This window comes from Flammeovirga sp. EKP202 (genome assembly GCF_014534745.1).
Classification (GTDB): domain Bacteria; phylum Bacteroidota; class Bacteroidia; order Cytophagales; family Flammeovirgaceae; genus Flammeovirga.
Genome location: NZ_JACVVP010000096.1, coordinates 1 through 12,925, shown reverse-complemented (window position 1 = coordinate 12,925; position 12,925 = coordinate 1). Strand labels below are relative to the sequence as shown.

At 34.4% G+C, this 12,925-nt stretch carries 11 protein-coding genes; 3 read left to right on the top strand and 8 right to left on the bottom strand.

The window, feature by feature from the left end; genetic code table 11:
- Positions 1-104 precede the first annotated feature (104 nt).
- The 3 genes from IC221_RS28760 to IC221_RS28750 all read right to left on the bottom strand — a co-directional run bounded on the left by IC221_RS28760 (position 105) and on the right by IC221_RS28750 (position 4,987).
- Entirely contained in the window at positions 105-704 is a 600-nt protein-coding gene (locus IC221_RS28760; protein ID WP_188172242.1) for a hypothetical protein, read from the bottom strand.
- Positions 705-918: 214 nt separating this feature from the next.
- The gene (locus tag IC221_RS28755) at positions 919-2,106 is read right to left on the bottom strand and encodes a hypothetical protein (protein WP_188172241.1); all 1,188 of its coding nucleotides are present in this window, start codon (positions 2,104-2,106) and stop codon (positions 919-921) included.
- An 88-nt stretch (positions 2,107-2,194) separates the two neighbouring features.
- Complete coding sequence (locus IC221_RS28750; RefSeq protein ID WP_188172240.1) at positions 2,195-4,987, bottom strand: TonB-dependent receptor; 2,793 nt, start codon at positions 4,985-4,987, stop codon at positions 2,195-2,197.
- A gap of 242 nt (positions 4,988-5,229) precedes the next feature.
- Between IC221_RS28750 and IC221_RS28745 the strand changes: the two genes are divergently transcribed.
- Positions 5,230-6,000 (top strand): peptidylprolyl isomerase, encoded by a 771-nt coding sequence (locus IC221_RS28745; protein ID WP_188172239.1) that lies wholly within the window; start codon positions 5,230-5,232, stop codon positions 5,998-6,000.
- A gap of 86 nt (positions 6,001-6,086) precedes the next feature.
- Here IC221_RS28745 and IC221_RS28740 read toward each other — a convergent pair whose 3' ends face one another.
- The 3 genes from IC221_RS28740 to IC221_RS28730 all read right to left on the bottom strand — a co-directional run bounded on the left by IC221_RS28740 (position 6,087) and on the right by IC221_RS28730 (position 8,657).
- The gene (locus IC221_RS28740) at positions 6,087-7,019 is read right to left on the bottom strand and encodes a hypothetical protein (RefSeq protein WP_188172238.1); all 933 of its coding nucleotides are present in this window, start codon (positions 7,017-7,019) and stop codon (positions 6,087-6,089) included.
- A gap of 5 nt (positions 7,020-7,024) precedes the next feature.
- On the bottom strand, positions 7,025-7,630 hold the full coding sequence (locus IC221_RS28735) for a hypothetical protein (RefSeq protein ID WP_188172237.1): 606 nt from the start codon (positions 7,628-7,630) through the stop codon (positions 7,025-7,027).
- A 673-nt stretch (positions 7,631-8,303) separates the two neighbouring features.
- Positions 8,304-8,657, bottom strand: a complete 354-nt coding sequence (locus IC221_RS28730; protein ID WP_188172236.1) for a hypothetical protein — start codon at positions 8,655-8,657, stop codon at positions 8,304-8,306.
- Positions 8,658-8,809: 152 nt separating this feature from the next.
- On the opposite strand from IC221_RS28730, the gene IC221_RS28725 reads away from it, so the two are divergent.
- A complete protein-coding gene (locus tag IC221_RS28725; protein ID WP_188172235.1) occupies positions 8,810-9,595 on the top strand; it encodes a hypothetical protein in 786 nt (261 codons plus the stop codon).
- Here IC221_RS28725 and IC221_RS28720 read toward each other — a convergent pair.
- Positions 9,592-10,050, bottom strand: a complete 459-nt coding sequence (locus IC221_RS28720) for a MarR family winged helix-turn-helix transcriptional regulator (protein WP_188172234.1) — start codon at positions 10,048-10,050, stop codon at positions 9,592-9,594. The genes IC221_RS28725 and IC221_RS28720 overlap by 4 nt on opposite strands.
- Positions 10,051-10,155: 105 nt before the next feature.
- Here IC221_RS28720 and IC221_RS28715 point away from each other — a divergent pair, with 105 nt between their 5' ends.
- Positions 10,156-10,548 carry a DoxX family protein gene (locus tag IC221_RS28715; protein WP_188172233.1) on the top strand — a complete coding sequence of 131 codons (393 nt, stop codon included), beginning with the start codon at positions 10,156-10,158 and terminating at the stop codon, positions 10,546-10,548.
- 130 nt (positions 10,549-10,678) lie between these two features.
- On the opposite strand, the gene IC221_RS28710 is transcribed toward IC221_RS28715, so the two are convergent.
- Positions 10,679-12,925 (bottom strand): tail fiber domain-containing protein (locus tag IC221_RS28710; RefSeq protein ID WP_188172232.1); only part of this gene is annotated, 2,247 nt, incomplete at its 5' end.

The following is a 12,925-nucleotide window of genomic DNA, read 5'->3' as shown; positions in this document are numbered from 1 at the left end:
CACTAATTCATATTATTTTTTCCGATTACTGCCTTTCAAAAACTTTAAATAGAACCACTATTTATACGTTTTTGAGCATTGTACTCACAAAAAATAACTAAGAATTAATTATCATTTATTTTTGGCTTAGTACTTAATTTTTTCAGTGTAAAAATAGTTCCGAGCGTTAAAGCTTGATAATTAATATCTGCCGTCTGAATGATTGATTCATACTCTAACCTTAAAGCAATCAGATTTGATAACGCCAACTCACTTCCAAAGCCCCATATTGCTCCCCTTGAAATACTATTATGTGAAAGCACATTCTTTTTATTGTAAGTAAGTGTATAATTATTACGATTGCTCATAAATATCATACCTCCCTTTCCAAAAAACAGAAAGTTACCCCATCCATAGCTTCCCCTTATAGAAGTCTCCCAGCCTTTTTTTTCAATGTTTAATACATAATTGGATGACTTTTCAGTAATACTTCCAAATGATCTATGTCCTAATTCAAAACCAAAATAACTGGTTTGATATCCCAATGTGAGTTTATGGGCTAATGTAATACCTTTGACATTATAGTTTTGTTTAAAGAACTCAATGTTTTTTTGTTCAATAAAGCCGGCACCACCACTAATTCCTAAGTAAATTTGACAGTTTGAATATTGGGTTGAAAGTAGGGTAATGAAAGTTATGAGAAGATAGTTTTTTAATGATTTCATAAAATAAGTTAACATTATATTAACTTATTAGCAACAATTAACTTATATTCGTAACACTACTCTAGTAATAATGAAATTTGACAATAGAATAATCACAAAAAAAATAAACCCTAGGTTGAAGGGTTCAACCTAGGGTACTCACGGATTTGGTATTTTGCGAGTTTATAGTATTAGCTTAGGGATAAGCTAATGCTATTCATATATTTTTTTGTGATTATTCACAGTCTTCACAGTCGTCAACGTATACTACTACTGACTCAGCAGCAACGTCTTCTACAGTATATTTAGAAACTACTACTGCATCGTCTAATACGTTTTGGATAGTAACGTCATTGTGAATATCAAAACCTTTTTTAGCGTTCATTACTTTAAGATTCTCAAAAGTACCTTTAGCACCTTCTCTTACTCTGAAAGCAGTAGTTTCACCAGCAACACCCATTACAGTTACGTTTTTAACAGTAGCGTTAGAGTAAGGCTCAGCAGAGTTGTTTTTAGAGTTGTTGTCAATTTCGAAAGCTTTGTCAAACTCTCTTGAGTTATCGTGCTCAACTTTAAGGTTCGTTAAGTTACCTACGAAACCGTGAGCCCAGTCAAATGAATCATCTTCGTTACCAGTTGAAACTAAGTTAGTACCGTTTACAGTACCACCGAACCACTCAAGACCGTCATCAGTACCTTTCCAAGCTTGTAAGTTAGATAAAGTAGTACCAGAACCAACACCTGAGAAAGTGAAACCGTTGTGCTCAGACTCATCATTGTATTTGAAACCAGTGTACTCAACACGAACATATGATAAAGTACCTGAGTTATCAGAAGCGTTAGATCCACCGTATTTAACACCTGAATCTACTTCTGGAGAAGCTTCACCGTTATCATCACCATTGTTGATAGGAGCTGCACCATTTACAAGAACACCACCCCAAGCACCTGGTGCTTTTAACTCTGAAGTGAATACAATCATATTATCAGCAGTACCTACAGCGTTGATCATTGCACCTTTAAGTACCATTAAGTAAGCACCTGATGGTTGATCACCTTCGTTTTTAGCGAAGATATGAGTACCAGCAGCAATTTCTAAAGTCTTACCAGCAGGAACTTTGATAGCACCTGAGATAGAAACATTACCTGACCATGATAATTGCTCATCAGTAAGAAGACCTTCAGTTAACTCTAAATCATAAGTAGTTGGAGCAGCCATGCTAGTGTAGTCTAAATCTACAGCAAAAGCTAAGTCAGCTTCTACAGCACCAGTACCAGCACCGTCAGCAACGATTTTTGCTGCTGCATATGCTTGATCTTGTAATCTTACATCTGGATCTACAGATGGAGTTGAATCATCCGAACAAGATGTCATTGCTGCTAAAGCTGCAGCCACAATCGCAAATCTGAATTGCTTTTTCATAATAAAAATTGTAAATTTACTTCAGTATTAAAAAAAATTATCTTTAGAGGGAGGAATCTTTTCCATCCCTCTTTTTTTATTTGTTTGATTAGAAGCTATATGTGAAGCTTAATTTAGCCTCGATACCCTTCTTATAAGTCTGAACCACACCTGTTGTTCCATTAGTAAATTCTTGTTCTAATGTGATGTCTGGGTTCAATAAGTTCTTCATTGTTAAGTCAAGTCCCATCTTATCGTTGATCTTATTTTTCATAACAAAGTTTAATGTTCCATAAGATCTTTCGTAGATATCACCTGCTCCTTGAGCACCTGCTGCTGCTAATCTATCTCCGAAGTTGCTGTAAGTCAAAGTAAAGATTGACAATACATTTTCTGAGAATAAGTTAGCTTCATGAGAGGCATCAACATTGATCATATAAGGAGATGCACCAAACATTTCACGTTTTTCATTTGTGAATAAACCGTCAGCTTCTGATAAGTCTGTCTGAGATGTTAATAATGTTAGGTTTGCACCTACAGTTGATCTTGTCAACCAATCGTTACCTGACTTGAAGATGTTTGAAAGTCTTTTGTTTAATTCAACCTCAATACCTGCTACGTAAGACTCACCTGCGTTTACATATTCAAATTCTGTAATTGCTGATGCTTTCGTTACCAATTCGATTGAGTTTTTGATATTCTTTCCAAAAATACCTACTGAGAATAATTCTCCGTTGTTCGGGAAGATTTCATATTTCAAATCGATGTTTGTTACATCTGAGTTTTTCAAATCTGGGTTACCTACAATCTTTTGTCCGTTGGCATAAGTGAAACGGAAAGGAATCAACTCTGACATCATTGGACGAATAATTGTCTGTGATGCTGCAAAACGAATGTTTGATTTTTCATTAACTGTATATTTGAATGCTAATGAAGGTAATAAATTCTCAGTTTCTTTGATATTTACAATGTCTGGAGCATTAGGGTTTGTTGTATTTTCTTCTTTGTATACAACTTCTTGATAACCTAATTCAAATCTTACTCCCACATTCATTTTCAATCTCTCAGGAATAATTTCAAAACCATAGTCTGTATAGAAAGCATTTACATTTTGTGCTGCTGTAAATCTTGTATCATACCTAACGATTGGCTTATACTCTACAGATCCATCTGCAATTGCTTGATCTAATCCTGTTTGAGGATCATTCACATCTAATCTTGGAGCTCTTCCTACAACACTAATTGTTGACATCCACCATTCGAATTCTCTTGATTTGAAGAATGAATTATAACCAAATGATATATTGTGTTGGTAAGTATCTTTGTCATCATTATACTGCCCGAATCCATAATTGGTTCCTAATCTAAATGAGTAAGTATCTTCTGACATATCTGACCAGAATCTATGTGAATCATCAGGAGCGTTTGCAAATAATCTACCCGTTGAAACATCATCTGCAGTATTTTTTGAAGTAATGCTACCACCGTCTACATCTTGTAAATCTCTGTAAGTAATCTGACGTCTGTCAGGCTCTTGAGCAGTTGCAAGTGAATATCCAGCACCCCAAGTTAATTTCAAACGATCATTCTCTCCGAATTTATGATCACCTACTAATTGGTGAATGTTTACAGTAGATTGCTCGTAAGTGTTACGCATTCTAAATGCAGGCTCTGTTCTTCCTAGTTCTTCGTGCTTACCAAATAACTCTAAGTTTGTGTTAGATGATTCGTTGATATAGAAGTTGTTGAAAGTAACTGAGTTTTTATCGTTTACTTTAAAGAACACATTAGCCATTGCTGTTGTGTTAGTACTGTAAATGTACTCTTTAGAGTCGTATGCGTTGATTGTAGTACCTTCTGCTCTGTATGTATTTAATACACCTTCGCGAATTTCATATTTGTTGCTGAATGAACCTGCTGCAACAAAACCAACTGCCATACCATTATCAAAGTCATATAACTTACCACCTGATGCTTTCAATCCCATATTAGGAAGTGCATTTACTGTAGAAGGTGTGAATGAGTTGTTATATGAATCTGGAGTTTGTCTGTCAGCCATCTCTGATGGTAATGCTCTACCATTTCCTGAGAAGCCAAAGAATTCTGAATCGCCGTCTTGGAATGTTTTGAATTGTTGTCCTGTAGCTAAAGAGTTGTAAGCACCTGACAAGCCAATATTAAAGAATCCTTCATCTGGATAATCTTTTGTAATGATATCAACTGTTGCTCCAGCGAAGTCTCCATAAAGAGCAGGGCTGAATGTCTTGTTAATATCAATGTTTCTTACGATATCTGATGAGAATAAACCTAAATCAATTACTTTTTTACCTGGATCAGTAGAAGGAACTACTAAACCGTTTACAGTAGCGTTGTTGTATCTATCACCTAAACCTCTTACGAAAAGACCTTTAGATTCTACTTTTGTAATACCTGTTACATTCGTTACTGCTGACTCAACATCTGAAATACCTTTTACTGACATTTCTTCAGCACCGATTGCTTGAATCATCACATCAGCATTTTGTCTTTCAACCATTAATGCTCCAGCTGATTCTGTATTCGCTTTACCAACAATCTCTACAGCTTCTAGCTCTTGTGCATCAGAAGCTAACGCAAAGTTGATAACAGTTTCTTGTCCTGCAACAACTGTAATTTGTTGCGTTGTTTTTTTGTAGCCAATGAAAGAAGAAATAAGATTGTACGTACCAGGATCTGCATTGAATTGGAAATTACCAAAAATATCCGTTGATGCTCCTGTCGTTGTTCCTTCTAAAGAAACACTTGCACCGATTACATCTTCGCCAGTGTCGGCGTCTTTCACGTTTCCTTTGACAATACCCTTCTGAGCAAAGGCCGAGATTGAAAGTAAGATAAGTGCGAATGAAATGAAATAATGTTTCATCGTTGATGATTAAATTCTTAAATACTAAAACCGTGTTAACCAAATCACGTTGCAAAAGTATGCGGGCAATGTGTTGTAGTATTTTAGAAATCTTAAACTTGATGTTAAATAAACCCTATTATATATGAACCTAATGTTACATATTCTGTCAAGAAAAGTTATAAACAAAACTTACGCTTCTTTAAAAAAATTATTTTTCTTTGTTTCAAGGTAGATAAATGAACTTTTAAAGAAATCAACTAATGTTAAGAGATTATAAACTTAATTTAATTCTAGTTTTTATAGGATTTGTCCTTTTTTCTTGTGAAAACAAAAAAAGTGACCAATTCCAGGAGCAAGAATTCAAAAAAGAGAAAAAAGTAAAGCGAAAAATGCCTAAACTGGATGATGATAATGCCATGAAAGAGCTCGCATGGTATGGGCCTGAGAACCCTGAAACCATTGTTCAGGTGGAAACGAAATATGGCAACATTAAACTAAAACTATATAAAGAAACATCTAAACACCGTGCTAGCTTTATAATGCTTGCCAAAAGAGGCTATTTTACAGATGCTCAATTTTACAGAGTTGTGAAAAATTTTATTGCTCAAGGTGGCGACTCCGACGATCCTGACTTTAGAAAGAAAAAACGCTCTTTTGGAAAGTATCATGTACCTAATGAAATTGATCCACGTCGTTTCTATCATAAAAGAGGTGCCTTATCTGCGGCAAGAGCCTATAAAGACAACCCTACACGACAATCTACTCCTTTCGACTTCTTTATTGTTCAAGGCCGACCTGTTACTGAAGGTGATCTTGCACAATCTGAACAAGACAATGGATTAAAATATACAAAGGAACAAAAAGAGGAATACCGTAAAAATGGTGGTGATCCACATTTAGATGGTCAACATACCGTATTTGGAGAAGTGATCGAGGGTATGGATATCGTAGATAAAATATGTGACGTCAAAACCGATGAAGGCGAATGGCCACTGGAAGCTATTTATATGAAGGTAAAGGTGATTGAGTAGATCAAAATCATCTCCCAATAAAAAAATGAGTGTATACCTTATATATACACTCATTTCTATTTACATTTTTAATATAAGTACCAGAACTAATAACTCGATTTAGTATCCATCGAAAAATATTCATAATCCTGAATTGGAAGTTCTTCAAAACTATTTAATCTGTCTTCTAATTTTAGGTAAGTCTTAAATGCTTTATTGTCATTTTCATTTGACTCCACATAGGTAAAGCAGATATCATTCTCTAAGTAAATAGGTCCAATTACTTTTCCTTTCTTCGCATAATACTTATACAAATTGTCCTTGTACTCTAGATCCCTATTGTATATTTCAAGCAATACACTTGACTCACTCCAATCGTCTTTATAAATAATCAAATCATTCATTGGTGAAAAAGCGATACCTTCAACATCAACTTGTTCTAAATCATAAAGAGTTTCTCCATTACTTTTAACAATGTGTATTGCATTTCGTGTCGTATAACCATAACCGTAGGTTACCCAAAAAGCAAAATCATTTTCGGAAGAAACACTGATATCTTTTATTTCAGGTTCATAATACCCCTGTAAGTTCTCAAATGCTGGAACTTCAAGCGTAGTGTTTCCATAAAGCTTAACATTTTCTCCATTAAGAATGTATAAAGTCTTCCCTCCTTCGATCCAATCAAATGTTTGTACATCGCTGTACTCCTCCAAAACTGCGAGTAAACTTCCATTTTGATCAATAATTTCAATCAAATCGTCATCATTCAAATAGGCAAACTTGGTATTATCTTGATTGACTTTAAGATCTCTCTTCTTCGTCGATGTTTCGTTAGTGATCAGATGTGGAGACTGATTGATTATATCATAAAAATAAATACTGTGATCAATTGCCACCGCAACATTCTTTGCTTTGAATTTTGCATCTTCCAAATTCTGAAGATGTTGATCGAGTTCTTCTTGTGTCAAGAGAACATTTTCTGTCACCAAACAACTATTAAGCAAGAATGCGACAAGGATAATAATACTTTTTCTCAACATAACTTTTAAAATAAATACTCTAAGCCAACACCTGTTTGAAAGGAAGTGAATGTATAATCGAAAGAAAGGTCATCTGTTGATATCACGTATACTAAACGGTTGTTTATACTCAGTGAAAGATGATCGGTCAATAAGAAATTAAAATTAACCTTTGGACCTATTCCTAACCAAATTGCACTCATTTCTGATGTTTCGAATAGCCCTGTAGCATCTAGCTCATAAGAAAAGTCTGTCATGGTCACATTCATAAAAGCTCCTGCATCAATTGTAAAATACTTATTGAATGGAATAATTCGATAAGCTCCACTCGCTCCTAATGCAATAAATCTAAGGTCTGAATAAATGACAGAACCATATGTTTCCTGTGTTTCCAAAAAATAAAATATATCTTCCTTTGGAGTAAAATTGGTGTAGTTCAGGTATATATCTGAAATAAAATAGGTACCTGCAGACCTGTACCCCACCTCATAATTAAAAGTGGAATTATAGATATGTTTCAAGTCTCCCAAAGGTAGCTCAAAACTTGTAGCCACATAAACGCTATTATCTTCTTGTGCGAAAGAGAGTGTTGCCATCATTAGAAGACAGCACGTAATTATTTGCTTTAACATTAGAACGATTATTTGCTTTCTTTGTTATTTTTTTCTTTGATCTCTAATATGATATACTCCTTTTCCTTTATATAAATGCTTTATCATATAGTCTACATCGTAAAAAAATAAATCGTAATGCAATTTAATTATCAATAACTTAAAAAAATCACAATTTTTGATTAAGGTTAGATTAAAAAATATTCCAGCTAAGAGGTCTTTCTAACAATAGTTGCAAAAATAAGTGAGTATTTTGTTAGTTCAATAGAAGTCATTGCACACTCAAAGGTAATACATAAATATGTTAGCCAAAGAAAGATTGATTTAAAAATAGCTTTCGAAATTCATAAAATAGCAGCTTGCACCCTTCTAAGCTCTATTTTCAATCTTAAAAAGAGTGCAAACTATGGACTAAGTTTCAATCATAAAAGAAATCCAAGAAGCTTTTTATGCTCCTTTCAGCTCGTTGATCTTTTCTTCTAATTCCTTTGCTATTTTCACAAACTTTTGTTGTTTTTTGAGGAAGGTAATTTTTCATTATCCAAAATTTTTAAATGCTTTGCATATTCCTTTTCCAACACTTCTAATTGTTCTTTTTTCGACTGCATGTTCCCTATTTTAGTACTGACACAAAAGCAGTTTTTCAAAAATAAAAAACCGAAACACATTGAAGTATTTCGGTTGTTATAAAGTACTATTTCCTTTCCCACTCGAGGGTTTTACTGAGAATACCAATGGAAATTTTTACTTCCATGGTTTCTTTCTCTGGATAAAATTCTGCCGTCAACCATTTATCTTGTTTAACGCTGTAAATTTCTCCTTCAAAACCGTTCTTCGTAGGTTGTATTTTTCTAATCATTTGTTTCCCTTCCTCTATTTTTTCACTCCCGGTTGATTTCACAAACCCTTCATAAATATTTTTATTTTTTTTGATGGAAAGTATTGTGCCGTGTCTTTGTGTATCCCATTTTCCTTCAATAGGATGTTGAGCAAAAACAGATATGGAGGTAAAGAAGAAAAATAAAAAAATTGAGATATATTTTCCCATAGGTGAAATGTTTATGGATGTTTAAAAGATTGTCTACTACATCAACGCTAAAATAGTGGTTATCTTTCAATTATATTAAAATATACCGCAGTTTTATCATTGAAAAGCACTGATTTTACTTAAATTGGAATAACACCAAAAACGATTTCCCCATGATACAACACTATAATGAAGTAGATCAAAAACTTCATCAACTTTCCCAAGTTATTGCAAAGTTTAATCGCTCTTTTGTACCCAAAAAAGACGATGATAGTCATACTAACCTTCAATATGACATTATTGGCAATCGAATTTTGGGCCGTTGGATTGACACCTCAAAAGGTAAGATCATTGTGAGCTTGAATATTATAACGCTTCATTTTTCGATTTACAATCAAAAATGGGAAGTAGTATTTGAAACTTCAGTAATTGATAAAACCCAAGAAGAAATAGAAAATGCATTCTTACCTTTTTGTAATGAGTATCATTTGAGTTTTGATACTTTTAAAGCTCCACTTCATTTTGAAATTGAAACCTATCCTTTTTTAAAAAATAAATATGCTGCTCTCCCTATTGATGGAATTGAAGAGTGGAAAAAATGGAGAAAAACTGCTTTCGAAACTTGTGGACTCTTATTAGAACACCTCCAACTAAAAAGTGAAATCAGAATATGGCCACATCATTTTGATACTGGAATTTATGTTGAGGTCAATTCAGAAATGAGTTTTGGTTTTGGCTTAGCAATGAAGGATAACGTTAGTGAAACACCCTATTTTTATTTTTCAGCTTACGGTGTTCATCAACATAAAGTGAATTATGATCATTTCCCCCCTCTCCAGATTGGCTGTTGGAAAAACCTCTCTCATTGGAAAGGGGCTGTGCTGGAAATTGATCAGACTTCAAAAGAAAAATTGAGTTCGTTTATTATAGAAGTAAAACAAAACTATTTTTCTAATTAATCTGCGTCTCTCAATCTATCAATAATTTCACTACAAAGTTTAGCCTCTTCTTCAGAAATTCCATTAAACCGATCGGTGCTAAACATTTCATCATGTCCGTCAATTTCTTTTAGGAGTGCTAAACCTTTGGAAGTTATTGATAAATAGACAATTCTCCTATCTGATTCACTACGTTTCCGCTTTACATAATCTTTATCCAACAACTTATCAGATAGCCTTGTTGCATTTGGTGCTTTATCGATCATCAATGATTTTATATCATTCATTGTGACCCATTCCTCTTTTGCTCCCCTTAATATCCTCAATACATTGAACTGCTGAGGAGAAATTCCAAAAGGTTTCAAAAAGTCTACAAACTGATTTTGAAGCCAGTTTGCTGTATAAATCATATTGGTAACAAATCGATGTTTGTCACTCGTAAACCTTGTCTTTACAATGTCGTCTATATTTGCCATATCACACTATTTTATACAAATATACAAAAAATAAACTAGGAAATATTTTCCATGTAAAATATTTCCATTACATTTGTATTATAATCAAAGAAAAATTTGTTCATCATGAATCAGAAAACAGTAAAAATATCATACTATATCACAACAGGCTTACTTACATTATTAATGCTTTTCAGTACTTCAATGTATCTTTTTAAACATGAGGTGGCTCAACAAGCATTTACTAGTCTGGGTTTTCCTGTTTATATCATTTATCCTCTTGCAATAGCTAAAATTCTTGGTTTGATCGCAATTTGGACAAACTTGAGTCCTAGATTAAAAGAATGGGCCTATGCTGGTTTTGCGTTTGACACCATGCTTGCAGTGGTTGCCCACCTCAGCGTCAATGATGGTCAATTTGCAGGCGCACTTGTAGGTCTTATATTGATTTTAGCTTCTTCGGTTTTTTATGGACTAATGGAAAAAGAAGATTCGAAAAAGAAAGTTCCTGTGGCTTAATTTACCCTAACCATATTATCAGAAGAGGCTGTCTCATATTTTAATGATTCAGCCTCTTTTTTTCTTGTTATAATTGAATACAAAATAGCCTGCTTAGGAATAATTCCCAACAGGCTATTCTTGATTTTTATTACTTCTGCTCTAAACTAGCATTTGCATTTTCGAGTTCTTGAATTCTTGCTTGTAATTTTAGAAATAGATCATTGACCTTTTCATTCTGAAGAGCATTTGCTTCCACTTTTGTTTCTAGGTCTTTCATTTTTTGCTCTAAATCACTATTCTCTTTTTCAAGGTCTTCAATCATGTCTTGTTGTTCTTGAACAGCTTTGGTTAAAACGGGCACCATTAATTTATAATTTACGGAGTAATACCCTGTTTTTTCGACAAGATCTACATTTTCAGGAAAATACTGCATTAATTCTTGTGCTATAAAACCATAATATCTGACACTATCTGGATCTGTCTTATAATTGTAAGAATAAACACCAAGTTGTTTTACAGCATTGAGTGTCGTTTTCACTGTATCAATATTCTCTTTAAGACGAATATCTGAAAAATCAACTTTAGTAGTCAAATTTCCTCTTATCTGTAAATTACCGCCATTTAAAAAGATAAAGTCTTTTTTAGGATCTCCAGAAGGTTTGGACCAAAGTTCTAAATCGTCATCTGAATTGCTAACATGGAATATCCATCTTGGTCCACTTTCCCCCGATTGTAATGCAAAACCATTATTATCATCTACATTACCGGTACCGTGCAACACTCTAGTATTGCCTTTAATATCGAAGTCTCTATCTGGATTTCTACGTATACCAACTTGACCATCAGTATTAATTACGAACGGGCTATCACCTTCTAATTTTGATGATCTTGAAATTTTGAATTGATCACCATCAGAATCATCAATACCTACTGTAAAATCTTTTTTTCCACCGCTAGTAGCTCTGAATCTCATGGCAACATCTCCACTTCCTGAATTATCGATTTCGAACCCTGGGCTCTCACCATTATTATTGGTATGAACTTCTAGTTTTGCGGTCATATCATCAGTACCTATTGCGACATCTCCATTATTCTTTACAAAAAAGGCTGTATTCCCATTATCTTCAACTGCAAAATTACCAGATCCTTTTAGATTGACAGTGAAATGTTCTCCATCACCAGAATTAATTGTCGTCTCTTTTGATAAGTCACCACCTAACTCAATTTTATCATCAGATGCTTTTAAACCATTTTCAGCCACAACATTTAGAGTCCCATTTCCTGATGTAATACTACCAGTCATCCCTTTTCCACCATTTACTTGAGTAATTGGTAAAGACCACTCAGCTGTTCCATCTGAACTAGAAGTCAATACTTTGTTGTCTCCTGGGCTACCTCCTCTAATTCTGATACGTCCATTAATATCTAAAGCTCGTGTAGGACTTGAATGTCCAATGGCAATAGCACCGTCATTTCTCACAAAAAGGCGATAAGCTGCTCCATCAACGACAGAAAAGTTACCCGTATTATTCAGATTAATATTAAAATTATTTGTTCCTGCTGAAATCGTTGTATTTCCTACTAAAGCCCCTCCTAATTGTATCTGATCCGCAGCAGTTGTCAAACCATTGTTTGCAACAACATTTAATGTTGTATTACCAGTGCTTCCACCTCCAATTAAGCCATTACCTGCCGTGACTCCTGTAATATATCCATTGTTTGCTACATAAGCATCAACTTCACTTTCTGAAAGATTCGTATCAGTTGCTTCTAAGCTTTGTAGGAAATCTTCCTCAGTTCCTGAATTTTCGTTATTCAGCCAAATTTGATAAGCCGATAGTCCATCAGCACCTTTAACACCTGTAGCTCCCGTTAAACCTGTATCACCTTGATCACCTTTTAGAGATTTCAACCAATCATCCTGAGTACCTTCAAAACCTGATTTAAATGCCAAATCGTAGGCTGATAGCCCCGTATTACCTTGATCTCCTTTTAGTGACGATAACCACTCTGACTCAGTACCTTCAAATCCTGATTTAAAAGCTAAATCATAAGCCGATTGACCATCGGAACCTTGTAAGGATGCCAACCATTCTTCCTTTGTTCCTTTAAAACCAGACTCTTGAGCTAAAGTATAAGCATCTACACCATCTTCGCCTTGCAATGATAATAACCACTCTGACTCAGTACCCTCAAATCCTGATTTAAATGCCAAATCATAAGCCGATTGACCATCGGAACCTTGTAAAGATGCTAACCATTCTTCCTTTGTTCCTTTAAAACCAGACTCTTGAGCTAAAGTATAAGCATCTATACCGTCTTCGCCTTGCAACGATAATAACCATTCAGACTCGGTACCCTCAAATCCTGATTTAAATGCCAAATCATAAGCCGA